At 41.2% G+C, this 16704-nt stretch carries 18 protein-coding genes; 7 read left to right on the forward strand and 11 right to left on the reverse strand.

The annotated features are described in order from the left end of the window. Nucleotides 1-14 precede the first annotated feature (14 nt). The 4 genes from FTV34_RS06210 to FTV34_RS06225 form a co-directional block, all read right to left on the reverse strand. Nucleotides 15-224: a hypothetical protein gene (locus tag FTV34_RS06210; RefSeq protein ID WP_004782905.1), complete on the reverse strand. Its 210-nt coding sequence runs from the start codon at nucleotides 222-224 to the stop codon at nucleotides 15-17. A gap of 82 nt (nucleotides 225-306) precedes the next feature. Beyond that, nucleotides 307-966 carry an adenylate kinase gene (gene adk / locus FTV34_RS06215; protein WP_004782907.1) on the reverse strand — a complete coding sequence of 220 codons (660 nt, stop codon included), beginning with the start codon at nucleotides 964-966 and terminating at the stop codon, nucleotides 307-309. An 82-nt stretch (nucleotides 967-1048) separates the two neighbouring features. Next, on the reverse strand, nucleotides 1049-2365 hold the full coding sequence (locus FTV34_RS06220) for a membrane protein (protein ID WP_034170491.1): 1317 nt from the start codon (nucleotides 2363-2365) through the stop codon (nucleotides 1049-1051). A 65-nt stretch (nucleotides 2366-2430) separates the two neighbouring features. Next, nucleotides 2431-2949, reverse strand: a complete 519-nt coding sequence (locus tag FTV34_RS06225; RefSeq protein ID WP_034703685.1) for a hypothetical protein — start codon at nucleotides 2947-2949, stop codon at nucleotides 2431-2433. Nucleotides 2950-3183: 234 nt separating this feature from the next. Here FTV34_RS06225 and mrdA point away from each other — a divergent pair, with 234 nt between their 5' ends. Beyond that, on the forward strand, nucleotides 3184-5226 hold the full coding sequence (mrdA, locus tag FTV34_RS06230; protein ID WP_180069373.1) for a penicillin-binding protein 2: 2043 nt from the start codon (nucleotides 3184-3186) through the stop codon (nucleotides 5224-5226). A gap of 3 nt (nucleotides 5227-5229) precedes the next feature. Continuing rightward, on the forward strand, nucleotides 5230-5787 hold the full coding sequence (gene rsmD, locus FTV34_RS06235) for a 16S rRNA (guanine(966)-N(2))-methyltransferase RsmD (RefSeq protein WP_180069376.1): 558 nt from the start codon (nucleotides 5230-5232) through the stop codon (nucleotides 5785-5787). Nucleotides 5788-5862: 75 nt separating this feature from the next. On the opposite strand, the gene FTV34_RS06240 is transcribed toward rsmD, so the two are convergent. Then, a complete protein-coding gene (locus tag FTV34_RS06240) occupies nucleotides 5863-6069 on the reverse strand; it encodes a hypothetical protein (protein ID WP_004782913.1) in 207 nt (68 codons plus the stop codon). Nucleotides 6070-6313: 244 nt separating this feature from the next. On the opposite strand from FTV34_RS06240, the gene FTV34_RS06245 reads away from it, so the two are divergent. The 3 genes from FTV34_RS06245 (at nucleotide 6314) to FTV34_RS06255 (ending at nucleotide 8365) form a co-directional block, all read left to right on the forward strand. Then, nucleotides 6314-7063, forward strand: a complete 750-nt coding sequence (locus FTV34_RS06245) for a sulfite exporter TauE/SafE family protein (RefSeq protein WP_180069379.1) — start codon at nucleotides 6314-6316, stop codon at nucleotides 7061-7063. Between the two features lie 84 nt (nucleotides 7064-7147). Further along, the gene (locus tag FTV34_RS06250) at nucleotides 7148-7909 is read left to right on the forward strand and encodes a 3-oxoacyl-ACP reductase (protein WP_180069382.1); all 762 of its coding nucleotides are present in this window, start codon (nucleotides 7148-7150) and stop codon (nucleotides 7907-7909) included. Nucleotides 7910-8041: 132 nt separating this feature from the next. Beyond that, nucleotides 8042-8365 carry a hypothetical protein gene (locus FTV34_RS06255; RefSeq protein ID WP_034170495.1) on the forward strand — a complete coding sequence of 108 codons (324 nt, stop codon included), beginning with the start codon at nucleotides 8042-8044 and terminating at the stop codon, nucleotides 8363-8365. 64 nt (nucleotides 8366-8429) lie between these two features. Here FTV34_RS06255 and FTV34_RS06260 read toward each other — a convergent pair whose 3' ends face one another. Next, complete coding sequence (locus FTV34_RS06260) at nucleotides 8430-9008, reverse strand: 1-acyl-sn-glycerol-3-phosphate acyltransferase (RefSeq protein ID WP_004782922.1); 579 nt, start codon at nucleotides 9006-9008, stop codon at nucleotides 8430-8432. 308 nt (nucleotides 9009-9316) lie between these two features. On the opposite strand from FTV34_RS06260, the gene FTV34_RS06265 reads away from it, so the two are divergent. Then, the gene (locus tag FTV34_RS06265) at nucleotides 9317-10501 is read left to right on the forward strand and encodes a hypothetical protein (protein ID WP_180016817.1); all 1185 of its coding nucleotides are present in this window, start codon (nucleotides 9317-9319) and stop codon (nucleotides 10499-10501) included. Nucleotides 10502-10539: 38 nt separating this feature from the next. On the opposite strand, the gene FTV34_RS06270 is transcribed toward FTV34_RS06265, so the two are convergent. Next, nucleotides 10540-11694 carry a helix-turn-helix transcriptional regulator gene (locus tag FTV34_RS06270; protein ID WP_180069385.1) on the reverse strand — a complete coding sequence of 385 codons (1155 nt, stop codon included), beginning with the start codon at nucleotides 11692-11694 and terminating at the stop codon, nucleotides 10540-10542. Nucleotides 11695-11924: 230 nt separating this feature from the next. Here FTV34_RS06270 and FTV34_RS06275 point away from each other — a divergent pair, with 230 nt between their 5' ends. Further along, complete coding sequence (locus FTV34_RS06275; RefSeq protein ID WP_180069388.1) at nucleotides 11925-12431, forward strand: copper resistance protein NlpE; 507 nt, start codon at nucleotides 11925-11927, stop codon at nucleotides 12429-12431. 70 nt (nucleotides 12432-12501) lie between these two features. Here FTV34_RS06275 and groL read toward each other — a convergent pair whose 3' ends face one another. The 4 genes from groL to FTV34_RS06295 form a co-directional block, all read right to left on the reverse strand. After that, entirely contained in the window at nucleotides 12502-14136 is a 1635-nt protein-coding gene (gene groL, locus FTV34_RS06280; RefSeq protein WP_005234685.1) for a chaperonin GroEL, read from the reverse strand. Nucleotides 14137-14205: 69 nt separating this feature from the next. Next, complete coding sequence (gene groES, locus FTV34_RS06285) at nucleotides 14206-14496, reverse strand: co-chaperone GroES (RefSeq protein WP_004646315.1); 291 nt, start codon at nucleotides 14494-14496, stop codon at nucleotides 14206-14208. A 178-nt stretch (nucleotides 14497-14674) separates the two neighbouring features. Beyond that, nucleotides 14675-15451, reverse strand: coding sequence for a metallophosphoesterase (locus tag FTV34_RS06290; protein WP_180033410.1), 777 nt, complete (start codon nucleotides 15449-15451; stop codon nucleotides 14675-14677). Then, a complete protein-coding gene (locus tag FTV34_RS06295; RefSeq protein ID WP_180033411.1) occupies nucleotides 15432-16370 on the reverse strand; it encodes a diacylglycerol kinase family protein in 939 nt (312 codons plus the stop codon). The genes FTV34_RS06290 and FTV34_RS06295 overlap by 20 nt, the downstream gene beginning before the upstream one ends. Between the last annotated feature and the right edge of the window lie 334 nt (nucleotides 16371-16704).

Here is a 16704-nt window from a genome sequence, read left to right on the forward strand (position 1 = left end):
ACTCGAAAAGTTTTTTATTTTTTATTTTGTTCAGCCTGTTCTTGCTTGCGCTTTTGCTCAAGCTCGGCCTGTAATTTGGGATGCAGCTGACGCTCAGGCACCTTACCCACATTCTCAGCACGTTCTTCCTGACGTACTTTTTTCAGCATCTTGAAGCTGACATAGAACAGCGCAAACAGTACTGCCAGAAATACAATCATCAATCCCAATACAGCAAATTTCACAGCAGATCCTTTTGAACAACACAATAAAAAGAGCCCTAATATGACTTAGGGCTCTTTGAAAGTCAAAATGATCGGAAACCGATTATTTTGCTTGATCCAGAATCGCGAAAAGATCTTTTTGAACTTCTTCGATTGGACGTAGACCATTTAACTTGTCATAAGTCGGTGCATTTTCGCCTGAAGCTGCACGGCCTTGATAGAAGCCAACCAGCTGTTCAGTTTCAGTGTGGTATGAACCTAAACGGCGACGAATAGTTTCTTCCTGGTCATCTGGACGTTGTACCAGATCTTCACCAGTTTCATCATCTTTACCTTCCACTTTTGGCGGGTTGTAAACGATGTGATAAACGCGACCAGACGCCGGGTGTTGACGACGACCAGATAGACGTTGAACGATTTCTTCATCCGGCACATCAATTTCAATTACATGATCAATTGCAATGCCTTCTTTTTCCAGCGCTTCAGCTTGAGGAATCGTACGTGGGAAACCATCAAAGATGCAGCCATTTGCACAGTCAGGTTGTGCAATACGCTCTTTGACCAGACCAATGATCAATTCATCAGAAACCAAACCGCCATTGTCCATGACGCTTTTAGCTTGTAGACCTAATTCAGTTCCTTCACGAATTGCAGCACGGAGCATATCACCGGTTGAAATTTGTGGGATATTGTAGCGCTTACAGATCAACTGAGCTTGTGTACCTTTACCTGCTCCAGGTGGTCCGAGTAAGATAATGCGCATATATAAACATCCTCATTTTTTAACTATGTATAAGATACCCAGCTGCACACGACCAAAACGTGTGCTGCTCTTTGGCATCTAATTATAAGAAAGCCACAAACAAATGGATTAAACCCGCAACAAAACCGGTAACTCCCCCCAGGACAATCAAGATCCATTCATCTTCCTGAAAAGCAGGACGTAATAGATTCTGAAACTCGTTAGGCGTCAAATCACGTATGCGGTCTCTAAACATTTGGTAGATCTTCTGTGCACGGCTCGCATTAAACGCAGGGTCGCTTACAGGCACCATCGTAATTTCAATCGAGCGATCGATCAAGTCTGTCTTGAGTTTTGCATACTCTTTTGGTCCTAAAGACAACTGTAAAGAGGTCCGAACCAGCGGTGTTTCCATAATTTCGTTAATATGACGTTTGACAATACGGCGGGTTTTATCTTTTTTACCACCATACATCATTTCTGTCATGATCGATTTTAGCGTAATCAGATCTTCTGTGACCACACTTGCAAATACGTCAGAGACTTCCTCCTGACGTTTCATAAATGCGCCTTGTATGTTATAGGTGCCAATTCTTGGAATTACCGGCTTAATCCAAGGGAATCTGTGATCGGCTGTACGCTTAAAGAATTGCGGGTATTTAATATAATGCGGTTCTACCGGATTAAACACCATCCAGATCGCAATCCAGTTAGTCAGGAAGCCCCAGATAGCCGCCCAGAACGGTACGGTCCAGTGCCATGGCACTACAAACCAGACCACCATCTGGAACAGGCCAAAGAACATCCCGATCAGGGCACTGATATGCCAGATAAAGTTGATTTCTTTTTGGCCAACTTTCAGGAACATGCGCACCATTAAACGGCGATCACCTTCCATTTGACTGACCACCATGTCGCGCATATCGACCAGTGACTCGACGTTCATGGTCAGTTCAGTCACCAATTCTTTTAATACCTGTGGCAGCTGTTTATGGGCTTGGGCATAAATACGGCGCTTGATTGAATAAGGCAAGTTTTCCCATAACACCGCATTTCGGTCCATCATGACTTCATCAATCAGATGTTCCAGTTCAAAACCGACCTGTTCCCCGATAATACGTGCCATATCATCCGGATCCATTGCCTGCAAGAACTCTTGGATAGAACCCAATTTAGACAAGGTATTATCCGTGATAATTCCTGAGATTCTTCCAGCTTTACGCGGCACAATACCTTGCCAGCCAACAGGAACAGGCCCGACATGAAAACCCCAAAAATTAATTGGATAAAACACCATTTTTAGCGCCATCCACACGTGAGCCCATGTTACGAATGCGGTCACCGGGATAATGCTGAGCACTGCCCAAAAATCTGGGCGATTCAAGAAGGCTTGCCACAATTCATTGACGTACTCAAGCATGCATAAATTCCATATTTAATTTTTTGTTCACAGAATACAGGTATTAATAAAGTTGAATATTTTGTCTATAAACCGATACTTAAAGTATAGGAGAATTGTAGTCTGGGTTCAGTTTCGGCTACAACGCGACCATTACTGTCCTGTAATTTCTCCCCCGCCCCAATACCGATACTAAAACTGCTGATCCGTTCTGAACTAAGCAAAACATACGCCAGATCAATGCCCCCACCTAAACGGCTTTCGTATTTGCCATCAACCTGTTTGCTATCGATATGACCGGCATAAGCCCCTACATAATAACCATTTTTGTCCTTGCCGGTGAGGTGTGCAGGATAACGAAAGCCAACTTGTGCTCCAACTGTACGATCATCGTTGAGAAAAGCACCACCTTTCACATAAGCAATCCCATAAGGATTCACCCATTCAGTGTTTAGATGGATAAGTTTCTGGGTAAAACCAACCCCAACATTAAATGCTTTAGGCTCACGATCCTCAGTTCTGTTTGTCGTATTATTCACTTGATCATGTGCATATACCCCATTTGCAAAGAATGCAAATGCCAACAAAGGGTAAACTTTGTTCATTCCTTCACCATCTTCCTTAATTATAGTTTTTGGTAGAGTCCTATTTTTATTTAATTTTGACTTTATCAGAATTATTAAAACTCTTGTACACAGCACTTTACAATTTTCATGTCTGCAAAGTCAAAGTTTAAACACAGGAATTGCTACAGCCAGTTTTCCATTATCAAATCCCGTACAGTTGCGCTAGAATACTCCACTTTGATTCCTTTCCCTCTGGTCTTAAGTCGATCGCGTATGAAGCAGCACTTTCCTTTAAAAAATGCACAACAAGAAAAGCGCATCTATAGCAGTCGGGTCTGGATCTCTGTCGGTATTGTGGTTTTCTTTATGCTGCTGCTGGTCAGCCGCTATGCCTATTTGCAAATTTTTAATTTTGAAACCTTCTCTACGGCTTCTGACCAGAACCGTATTCGTCTGCAGCCTTTAGCGCCAGCACGCGGTTATATTTACGATCGTAACGGTATTTTACTTGCCGATAATTATCCTGTTTTCACAGCTACCTTAAGCCGCGCCGATGTGCAGGATATTGATGATACGCTGAAACGTCTTACACCGATTCTGGAATTAACCGAAGAAGATATTGAACGTTTTCAGGCACGAATCAAGACGGCGCGTAAAACTGAGCGGGTATCAATCAAGCTGAATCTGAATGAAAATGATATTGCCCGTTTTAGTGAGGTGAAATATCTATTTCCGGGCGTCAATATTGAAACGCAGATGACCCGTTATTATCCGCATGGTGAACTCTTCGCGCATGTGATTGGTTATGTTGGCCGTATTAATGACAAAGAACTTAAAGAAATTGATAAGGATCTCTATGCCGGATCTAACCTGATTGGGAAAATCGGGGTAGAAAAATACTATGAAGATTTATTACATGGTGTGCCGGGTAATGAATCTGTTGAGGCTGATGCTTTCGGTAATGTTCTGCGTCACTTAGGCCGTAAAGAGCCGGTACGCGGTAATGATCTGTATTTATCACTGGATTATGGTCTACAAACCATTGCCACTGAACAACTGGCGGGTCGTCGTGGTGCTATTGTCGCGATTGACCCACGTACAGGTGAAATTCTGGCGCTGGTTTCCAGTCCAAGTTTTAACCCTAATTTATTTGTCACCGGGATTAGTAGCAAAGACTATTCAGGCCTTCGTGACAGTTTGGATCAGCCACTTTATAACCGTGCGGTTCAAGGGGCTTATCCTCCAGGTTCAACGATCAAACCGATGTTTGGTATGGGCGGTCTGCATTATGGACTGGTCGACTGGAGTACAGCGATTTCTGACCCGGGCTACTTTACCTTACCGGGCGATAGTCACCGCTTCCGTGACCATAAAAAAACAGGTCATGGTGCTGTGAACCTGCATAAGGCGCAAGTGGTATCCTGCGATACTTATTTCTATGTCATGTCCTACCGCATGGGCATTGAAAAAATGAATAGCTGGATGCGCCAGTTCGGCTTTGGCGAAAAAACTGGTGTCGATTTACCAAGTGAAAGCTCAGGACTTTACCCAAGTCCGGAATGGAAAATGCGTACCCGTAAATCCAAATGGTCACGTGGTGAAACCATCTCGGTGAGTATTGGTCAGGGTGCCTTTACCGCCACACCATTACAGCTCGCCATGGCAACTGCTATTACAGCAAATCAAGGCTCACATGTTACGCCTCACGTACTGCGTGAAAGTAAAGGTGCCAAACCTTTTACAGTACATAATGCCCCTAATGGTAAAATCGACTTTAATGGTCAACCAGATGACTGGATCAAAATGCGTGATGCGATGATCGATGTGGTTCAGTCAGGGACAGGTCGCGGAATCCGCACGCCGATGTATCAAATCGCAGGTAAAACCGGTACGGCACAGGTGAAAAGTATTGCCCAAGGTAAGCGCTATAATGAAGCCCTGCTGACTGAACGCCAGCTGGATCATGGTCTGTTTGTTGGTTTTGCTCCTGCTGAAACCCCTGAAATTGCAGTAGTCGTTGTCTGGGAAAATGGCCGACATGGGGGTTCTGCTGCACAACTGGCTAAACCGTTATTCGACTACTGGTTACTGTCTCGCGATAAAAATCCGATTCACCCTGCCGGTCATCAAATTAGTGGCGGTCTCATGACAGCAGGTATTAAACCGGGCGAATTGCCAAGTGGACCGAATCTGTTAAGTGCTGATCCGAATGCGACCCCAACCCAAGAAGGCGGTCAGGCGACCCACGCACAACCAAACAATCCGCAACCTGCAACTTCTCGCTCTACCCCTTCAGCCAATGACGATCAGGAATAATTCATGAAAAACCAACTTAGAATTATTGGTGGTGACTGGAAACGCCGTCAATTGGCTTTTGCCAATATCGAAGGATTACGTCCTACACCTGACCGTGTGCGTGAAACTTTATTTAACTGGCTAATGTGGGATGTCCAGAATGCCTGTGTCTTGGATCTGTGTACCGGTTCAGGTGCTTTATCTTTTGAGGCATTATCACGTGGTGCAGCTTCAGTGGTGATGATTGAGCCGGATCGTACTCAGGCACAATTCCTCACCCAAAATCTGGAATTACTCAAAGTCACCAAAGCACGTGCGCAACTTAAAATTGCGACAGCACAACAAGCATTAACCATCCTGAAACAGCAGTTTGATCTGGTCTTTCTAGACCCACCGTATAGTCTGGACCTATGGGAAACTTTGGCCACTCAAGCTGATCCACTGATCAAAGAAGATGGTTTTATCTATGTAGAAGCCGATCGTGAACTGAGTACATTAAAGTTACCAAGTTCATGGCGTTTGGTTAAAAATACCAAAGCCGGTACAGTACGCGCAGGGCTATATCAGAAAAAAGCGGTTTAAGACCTACTTATATTCAATGCTCAAATAAAAAAGGACTCCTTAAAGGAATCCTTTTTTATAAATGGAAGGTAACGGTTAACGATTACGACGCCAATCCCGATCGCCTCTGTCACGTTTCCAGTCACGATGATCTTTATGTTTTTTCCAGTCCTTATCACCACGATCCCGATCATAATGTCCATTACGATCATGATGACCGCGATAACCTTCATCCCAAGGATCAACCACACAGCCTGTTAGCGCTACTGCCAATACAGATGACAGTAATATCATTTTTTTCATGTTCATCACCTCTATACCGCACTTAATTAGTATCAAGTGATTTCATGAAGAGTACGCGGAGCCATTGTTGCACTCTTGTATGATTTTGTTCATTTTCCATACTTAATTAAAGGATTTGTCTCGGATTTAATAAAAACTATTTATGCATATTTAGACTTAGATTCGCATAAATACAGCTAAGCATCTGCTTGGTTTTTCTAGCCATATTTTGAATACTACAGACTTTTCTAATAACCTGATTTTTATGACCTGGCTACTCTTTATTCTTGGTGCAATTATCGCAGGATTTGTACAGGGACTTACCGGTTTTGCTTTTGCATTAATTGCCATGTCATTCTGGGTATGGGGATTGAGTCCTCAACTTGCTGCGCCCTTAGTGGTTTTTGCCTCGGTGTGGAGTCACCTCATTTCATTATCCAATGAACCTAGACTTCCTCATCTGCACCGAACCTTATATCTACCTTATTTAATTGCTGGTCTGATCGGTGTCCCACTCGGCACCTGGTTACTGAATATCGTTGAAGCGGGTACTTTTCGTATTTTGCTGGGTATATTTCTCGTGATCTGGTGTCCACTGATGTTGCTTAATCCACAGATTAAATTGATTCAGCATTCAGGTAAAACTGCGGATGCAGGGATTGGTTTGGCTGGTGGCATTTTAGGAGGTTTAGGGGGATTCTGTGGTTCTTTACCCTCTGCCTGGTTAATGCTAAAGCAACTACCGAAAGAACAGCAGCGCTATATATTGCGTCATTTTAATTTTGCCATACAGGTGTTTACCTTGGCCGCCTATTTACTGCAAGGCACCTTAAATCAGACTCACCTTCCCTATATGGCGGTACTCATTCTGGCTGTAAGTATTCCCGCTATTTTAGGCGCATGTCTCTTTCATCGAATTTCAGAATTACGTTTTAAACAGATTGTCTTAAGCTTGCTCTTCAGCTCGGGCTGCTTTCTCCTGATCAAGGAAGGCATTGACTCATTTGCGCGATAGAGCAGCTCTAAAACCTTACATCACTTTGCTTTCAGCCCTATTGCTGTTATGTTAGCCCGAATTATTCTCAGGCGGATATAAGCAATGCAAATTCGTGATCAAATTGTCCTTGTGACTGGTGGTGCTCGTGGATTGGGACTAGCCATTACCCAGCTCCTGATTCAGGAAGGTGCACGTGTGGTAGTAAATTACCATAGCAGCAAAACCCAAGCTGAAGCTTTGCAAAATCAGTATCCTGATCAGGTCTTTGCCTATCAGGCAGATGTAACACAGGCTGATCAGGTAAAAGCTTTATTCGCTGCCAGCAAGGCCCATTTCGGAGAAGCCATTCATTCCGTTATTAATAACGCGCTGGTGCAATTTGAGTTTAATGGTGATGAACGACCTAAAGTTGAAGATCTGACCTGGGAAAGCATGGCCCGTCAGTTTAGTGGAGCAGTTCAAGCCTGTTTAAATACGACACAAGCTGCACTAGAAGATATGAAACAGGCACATTTTGGCCGTATCGTGAATATTGGGACTAACCTGGTTCAAAACCCTGTCGTTCCTTATCACGATTATACGACTGCGAAAGCGGCACTATTGGCCTTTACCCGAACTACTGCGCAAGACCTTGGTCAGCATGGGATTAATGTGAACATGCTTTCAGGCGGATTACTGCAAACCACTGATGCAAGTAAAGCGACACCTGACTTTGTCTTTGACCTGATTGCTCAATCCACTCCTCTGCGCCGCGTGATTACACCTGAGGAATTTGCGTCTGCTATTCTGATGTTCCTGTCACCTTATTCACGTGCAGTGACAGGTCAAAACCTGATTGTTGATGGCGGACTGGTTAAAGGTTAAAGATCGCAAAGGAAGAATGAGATTCTAAATTTCATTCTTCTATTTTTTGACCAGTTGTTGAATAAAACTACTTTTGCATAGCACATTTACTTCTACAATAGTGCGCTCCCCATCAAAGTTCATCTATTTTCTATGAAACTCCTAACGGCATTGCTCAGTAGCATGTTACTGGCAGGTTGTATGTCCAATGATCTTAAAAAGTCAGAACAGCTTCTGCAAAACTTCAATTGTGCCAAGATTGATACAGCGCAAATGCCACACAGTAGTATGACGGATTATTATCAACACATGCTGTACAGCAGCAAAACCAAGGTCGAGTCTTATATTGAGCAATATCATCAAGGTGAAGAGCTCTTTGACCTGCCTTTATATGAAGTGGTAGAACAGCAATACAATCTTTATAAAGATGCCTGCCAGAATCTGGGGGGAATTTTATCTGAAGAGAATCAAAATTAAATTCGGTATTTATATACCGTACAGAAAAGCAGAGTTCATCCCTCTGCTTTTATTTTTCCTGAAATTAAAAATAGCGTTGATCAATACTGAATTTTTCAGGAAATTTAGGTTCAATATTGGCATAGAACGCCATGATCTCAGCCATATCCTGTTCATAATTTCCTGTTGGATAAATGATTTTACCTACACCCGCTTCTTTTTTCGCATAATCCATATAAGCCAGCGCAATTGGCACACCCGCATTGATCGCCACATGATAAAAACCGGTTTTCCATTGTTCCTGACGGGCACGTGTGCCTTCCGGTGTAACCAGCATCACTAGTTTAGGATGCTGTTTAAATAGATCTGTCATGACCTGAACCATGCTTGGACGTGGCTCACCTGGTTGTTTAGGACGACGGTCAATACCAATTCCACCCATCGCACGTACAAAAGGCCCAAATGGAAATTTCATATAGCTGTCTTTAATAGTTAGACGTACATTCACTTTTAATGCCTTTAAGGCCAAACGTGCATATAGTGCATCCCAATTACTGGTATGTGGTGCTGCAATCATCACACATTGATCAAGGTCTTCAGGCCATTGATCATCGGTTTTCCAGCCCATTAAATTTAAAGTTTTCTCAGCTAAATTTTCAAACACAGTTACATCACAATCATTGTCAAAATTTCGCCACAGTCTAACAATGCAGCAGAATATAGATAGTGCATCCTGATCAATAAAACACCAATTAATATATATTTGTATTTTTAAGCTTTAGGAAGAATTTCAATTTATTGTTATTTGAATATTTCTTCTTTCACTACCTATTGCAAGCTCACTCTTTTAAGCAAATAGTGAGTTCAATTTATTTTACTGATTTATATATTTTTCCATCCTAATTTTAGGATATGTCGATTTTAGCTTTCTTTCTATACTTCGCTGACATAATAAATTTCAGGAAGATTTTCATGAAAAAGACTTTAATTTGTCTTGCCTTAGCGGGGTTACTTACAGCATGTGGCGGTTCAGATAATGATCGTACAGAGGGTTCATCACCTGTTCCACCTACAGCTCCGGTCGGGACCGAAACTGGTGTACTGACAGATGGAATTATCTCAGGGGTAACATATATCACCAGCAGCGGTGCGGAAGGGGTTACTAATGAAAAAGGTGAATTTAAATTTAATGATGGAGAAAAGGTTAAATTCCTGATTGGTGACGTACAACTAGGTCAAGAAATTGAAGCGAAAGAACGTGTTACTCCGTTAGATTTAGCACAAACTGAAAATGCACGTACCAATCTGATGGTGCTTTTACAGTCTTTAGATACAGATAGTAATCATGACAATGGGATTAGCATCAGTACTGAAGCTGCTAATGCCCTTCTTAATAAAAGTTTAGATTTTTCTAAGGCCCCTACAGCATTTGCTACAGACGTGGTATCAACAGGCGTAGTTACCACAGAAAAATTGATTACACCTGAAAAAGCTGCAGAAAACTTCCAGTCAACTTTCTATAAAGATATTGCCGGTACTTGGGAAATTGGCCGTAATGCAAACAGCGCTGTTCTAATCCATATTTTAGAAGATGGCCGTTATGCCTTAGGTCAAGCAGAAGCTGCTGATGGTGATGGAACGCCTGGCATTGAAACTGGAGAGTTAAACTGGAATGCAACTACCAGTGTAATTTCACCGCGTATTATTCAAGACAGTAATGGTGAATGGGGACTCTCACATCCTGCAGGAGGCAAACCTTATACGTTAAACTATGATGGAACGACCTTAATTCTGACAGAACCGGGTATCAATACCGAATACCGTTTAAGCCGCGTCAAACAGTCTGCTAATGGTCTGGTAGGTGCATGGAGATTTAGTGACACCCATTTATTTGCCTTCTTTGACACAAACTATTATTTCTTCCTGGACACTGAAGGCGGAGATGATTGTGGCTGGCCTGGTATTGAATATGGCAAATTTATCCTCTCAGGTAATACACTTACGACCACTGAAGTTTTATTCGATACCAATGAATGTGGCGGATTACAAGACAGTTCCGATGGCAGCAAGACCATTGCAAACATCAATGTATCGGCTGAAACTCTGATCTTGCATCCACAAGGTGAAGGTCCTGTAACATTACAGCGCGTTAGATAATGAGCACAGCCTACCTAAAGAATTATCTTTAGGTAGGTTTAATTAATATGTTCAAAATGAATCGTACATCCCATTAATAAGTGCATTAGCTCAATTTGTGAAGTGCAGTCAGTTTTTTCATAAATATTCTTAAAATAAGTTCGTACTGAACTTAAAGTGATCCCACATTTTGTCGCAATTTCTTCTAATTTGTAGCCATTGATTAAAAGCTCACACAAATCAAATTCACGTTTCGACAGTTGATATGCTTGCTGTAAATAAGCTCTAGATAATGAATAATGCCGGTTTTTGTCTGTCATAAATACAGCAATCTGATGCTGAGCTTCAGAAAATTGCTGCATTTTTCTCAACCTTTTAAAAGGCACAACAGTGAGCATCAATTGCTGTCCTTTAGAATCCTGCAAAGCCAAGACCCCGCCTATTTCATTCGACATACTGGTATCTTCCAGCAAAGCACTCGATAGCAATCTTTCCAGACGTTCCTGATCACCTACCGGTGTTTTCAGCCGGTTATGCATATCCATTTCCAGACATGTTGAAGCTTCAATCATGCTTTGTGCTAGTGGATTTGAATAAGATAACTTGAGATCCTGATCCAGCAAAATAATACCGATTTTTAAACAGTCTAATACGGTATATAAGCTGATATTGTCTTGTTGTACCAAACTGATTTGCCGATGAATCTGTAAAGAGCGACGCAAATGTATGCCGATCCGTTTGAGAAAATTCAGTTCAGCTGCTTCAAAACCTTGAGTGTGTGGAGCACGATGTAGTCCCATGACTGCCCAGCGATAGTTTCCTCTGTCCAGCAATACTCCCGCCATATACCCTATCCCTGTAGGCTTAAGGCATTTTTCATAAAAAATATACTGTTCTGTTCCAGATTGATCCGCATAATGACGGCAGTCCTGATTAAGTGCCTCCCCCATATCAATTTCATTCCATAAAGGCATATGCAGCTTCATGTCAATGACCCGAATCCGTTCATCCTGATAAGCAGCCAGGCTTTCTTCCGGGATATTGTAAGTATAAACAAAGTCATAGGCGGGATTGAATTGATCAAGACCGGTAAAAATTGCACTATGACTCTGGGTATATTGCACAATATCCTGAATGACCTCTAGCCATAAAGCAGGCAATAAAGCAGCATCATATATTTTCGCGATGATATTATTTTCCTGTTCTGCTTTCATGACCGCTCTTATTAATAATTATTTCTATCAAATCATAACCTTAAGGTTTATAAAATAAAACTAAAGAAAACCTATCGCTTATTTTGTATTTTAATTATCTTAGTTTCTCATCTACATATATTTAATCCGTTTCACTTAACGAATCAATTTTTAACAAGATCTCTCTGTATATTGATAGCTCATACTTTTAATGTAAATCCTAATACAGAAGAACAAGAGGATGATCTTCAATGAAAAAAATATTATGGCCTGCTTTATTGGTAGTAACAGTTACTAGTTTAAGTGCATGTTCTAAACAGAATGACCGCGATATGGCCAGTGCAGATACTCAATCTAATACCACAAATGCTCCTGTTACTACAGAGACTACAAATAGTCAAAGCAATATGAGTACTGAGATGAGCAGTAATGCCACTGCCAACTCAAACTGGGCAGGTGAATATGAAGGTGTTTTCCCGTGTGCTGATTGCGAAGGGATTAAAGTTGAACTAGATCTTAATCCTGATAAAACCTATGAACTGAGTGAAGAATATTTAGGTAAAACTGGAAATAATGAAACTGAGACCAAAGGTAGCTTCACTTTCGATTCTCAACAACCCTCTATTATCGTCCTAGATGGAAAAGCTGAAAACAGGAAGTTTTATGTAGGTGATAATTTCGTTGAAGCTCGTGATATAGAAACAGGCAAGGAAATACAGAGTAATCTGAATTATAAACTAGTTAAAAAATCACCTTAATCATTTTCTAACTTAATAAAAAATCCCCGCAAATGCGGGGATTTTTTACATCATATGATCGAACGATGAATTACATCATACCGCCCATTCCACCCATGCCGCCCATATCAGGCATCGCTGGTTTTTCTTCTGGGATTTCAGTAATCATACATTCTGTTGTTAACATCAAGCCAGCAACAGAAGCTGCATGCTCAAGTGCAGAACGAGTTACTTTCGCAGGGTCAAGAATACCCATTTCCAGCATGTCGCCATATTCACCTGTCGCAGCGTTATAACCATAGTTACCTTCACCGTTCTTCACAGCATTGATCACTACAGATGGCTCATCACCAGCATTTGCTACGATTTGACGAAGAGGAGCTTCGATTGCACGACGAAGGATATTAATACCAACGTTTTGATCATCGTTTGCACCAGTCAGACCATCAAGTGCAGATGCAGCACGTACCAGCGCAACACCACCACCTGCAACAACACCCTCTTCAACCGCAGCACGAGTTGCGTGAAGCGCATCGTCAACACGGTCTTTCTTCTCTTTCATTTCAACTTCAGTTGCAGCACCGATTTTGATGACTGCTACACCGCCTGCCAATTTAGCAACGCGTTCTTGAAGTTTTTCTTTGTCATATTCAGAAGTAGATTCTTCGATTTGTGCACGGATTTGCTGAACACGCTCAGAAATCTGATTTGCATCACCAGCACCATCAACAATCACTGTATTTTCTTTAGATACAGTTACTTTATGTGCAGTACCTAAGTGTTCAAGTGAAGTTTGATCTAATTGCATACCGATTTCTTCAGAAATTACAGTACCACCAGTCAGGATCGCGATATCTTGAAGCATCGCTTTACGACGGTCACCGAAGCCAGGTGCTTTAACCGCACATACTTTGATAATGCCGCGCATGTTGTTCACTACAAGTGTAGCCAATGCTTCGCCTTCAACATCTTCAGCGATGATAAGAAGAGGCTTACCAGTTTTCGCAACAGCTTCTAGAACAGTGATCAATTCACGGATGTTACTGATTTTCTTGTCAACCAACAGGATGTATGGGTTTTCAAGTTCAGCAGTTAAAGTGTCTTGTTTATTTGCAAAGTATGGAGAAATATAACCGCGGTCAAACTGCATACCTTCTACAACATCAAGCGAATCTTCAAAGCCTGAACCTTCTTCAACAGTGATTACGCCTTCTTTGCCCACTTTTTCCATTGCTTGTGCAATCAGAGAACCAACAGTGGTGTCAGAGTTTGCAGAGATCGAACCGACTTGCTCAATCGCTTTAGAATCAGAAGCTGGTTTTGCAGTTTGTTTAATATTTTCAACAACAGTTTTCACTGCAAGGTCGATACCACGTTTCAGATCCATTGGGTTCATACCCGCAGTTACTGACTTAATACCTTCGTTCAGTATTGCTTGAGCCAATACAGTTGCAGTTGTTGTACCGTCACCTGCGATATCATTGGTTTTTGAAGAAACTTCACGAACCAGTTGCGCACCCATGTTTTCGAATTTGTCTTTTAGGGTGATTTCTTTCGCAACAGATACACCATCTTTAGTGATGTGCGGTGCACCGAAAGAACGGTCGATTACAACGTTACGGCCTTTAGGACCTAAAGTCACTTTCACCGCATCTGCAAGGATGTTCACACCAGCGATCATTTTTGAACGAGCTGAATCACCAAATTTTACGTCTTTAGCTGACATATTTGACTCCGAATATTGTTATATCTTTACAAAATCTGAATTGGAATGAGTAAAACGATCTGGCGCAGATTAAGCTTCTAATACTGCCAGAATGTCAGACTCTTTCATGATTAAAAGTTCTTCGCCGTTTACTTTTACAGTTGTACCTGCATAAGTACCGAACAATACTTTGTCGCCAACTTTTACGTCTAACGCGCGTACGCCATTGTCAGTGATTTGACCATTACCAACTGCAATGATTTCACCTTGTGCAGGTTTTTCAGCAGCAGAACCTGGAAGTAAGATGCCCCCAGCTGTTTTTGTTTCTTCTTCAACACGACGAATAACAACGCGGTCATGTAATGGACGAATGTTGCTCATAAATAACTCCATCAGACTAAGTCTTTTTTAGATCACCGATGACGACTTATTTATTCCATTGGTCATCATCAAAATTTTTTGATGTCCTTTTTATGGAGATGGAATAAAACGCTTCAAGGGCAAAAATGAAAAAAAATTGGTTTTTTTTTAATTTTTTGATGGATTGCGTATTTTTTGTCTATTTATTTATGGGATCAGGCTGTGGAACAAAGGTTTTTAACTGTTCATCAAAACAATATTGCGTAATTTTTCCTGTTTCATCAATTGCATTAAAGCTATTCGGCTGATTCTTATGGAGCCGATGTGACGCAGAAGTCCCTGCATGTACATCATAAACCGGATGATTTCCTCCCAATTCGAATATACGGTTCAAATCATAGACTGCGGTACGATGCAAATGCCCATGCAATACAGCAAACAGCCCATGCTGCGACCAGGACTCCAATGCAATTTTGGCCATCAGGGGAATATCCTTAAAACCCTGCCTATTCTGAAATGGCACATAAAAAGGTTGATGACTGACAATAATCTTGATTTTGGAATCAGGTGCCTGCTGTAGTTTCAGGTCAATCCTTTGAATCTGTTCGAGTGATAAATGCCCTTTAGTATGATATCGACGTCTAATCGAATTTACCCCAATCAGATAAAAATGTTCGGTTTCTAAAACAGGCTCGAGTTCACCGAAAAATAATTGATAACGGGTAAATGGAGTAAATAATCGATTCCATAAATGATAAAGCGGAATATCATGATTCCCCGGGATCACAAGATAAGGCGTATTCAACTGATCCAGAAACCGTTTACAAGCAAAGAACTGCCCCAAACGTGCTCGCTGGGTGAGATCGCCGCTGACTACCACCGCTTCCAATGCATGATCCCGACAAAATTGTTGGATGGCTTCCAAACATTCAGGCCTTTCTGTACCAAAATGCAGATCAGAGAGATGCAGAATCATGAGGCACCATTACACTTAAACTATTTTTTAAAACTGAAATATTTAAAGGTGGTGTCATTTCTACCGTTTCTCCATCTATAGCTACCATTAATTTTTTGCGTTTAGACTCAATTCGCACCTGATCTGCAGCAAAACTATAGACATCAGAGGCTTGATCAATCTTGCCCCGAATTAACTGATATACCAGCTTGAATAACGTCAGCTTGTCACTTTTGGAGACCACAACCCCAGCCACCTTCCCTTGCTCAGCAGCTTGGGCAATCCGCATTTTCATGTCTGCCAGTTGAAGTGGATTATTACCAAAGAAAATCAGTGGAGTTTTGACCGGATATTTCTTTTGGTCTACCCAGATTTCTAGTTTTAATTCTTTACGGTCACGAATCAACACATCGAGTGCTGAGGTATAGGCATGTAAAGGTAGTCGACCAAAAATACGGTTATAGTCTTCACGTTTTTTAATAAATAAAGGATATAAGCCCAGACTAGCATTGTTCAGGTAGATTTCCTGATTAATACGCGCTACATGGATACATTTGGTTTGACCCGTTGCAATGACTTGTGCGGCTTCAACCAAATCTAAAGGAATATCCAGCAATCTTGCCGCATAGTTAAAAGTCCCTAAAGGCAATATTCCGACTGGAATATCAGTTTCAAGCAGGTGTTTGGCGACTGAATTGAGCGTTCCATCTCCTCCAGCCGCCACGATCACACCATGATCTGGCGATTGTTGATGCCGTTGCAGCACTTCAGCAATGACTTTTTTAAACTGTTCTGGAACGTTGATTTCAAAGGCTTTAGTCTCAAAATCATGCGCTGCAAAAATATCTAGTAATTGCTCATATTTTTCTTGTTGGTCGAATAGACGGAAACCAGAATTATGATTATAAATAATGGATAAGGGTTTAGATTGATTAGACATTTTTTACACAGATTGATGCACACCTATTGGCATTTTGTCCAATTCATAAACAATTAATAGTTGCTTTATGTAAAATTCGAATGGCGACCATTTATTTAATCAATAACAAATATAACTGAACAATTTTATTTAAAGGTTTGATTTAAATAAAAATAATTAAAATAAATACCACACATAAAGCTAATAAATACATATTTAAGATTTTGAATTTATTTATATCTTATTGTTTTATATAAATTTAAACAGAAAATAGCATAATATTCCAAATAAAATCCAGCACTTCTTTAGTCTTATTTTTTTGATGATTTTATGCTTTAATACAGCCACTTTTTTT

Source organism: Acinetobacter sp. YH16038 (assembly GCF_013417275.1).
GTDB lineage: Bacteria > Pseudomonadota > Gammaproteobacteria > Pseudomonadales > Moraxellaceae > Acinetobacter.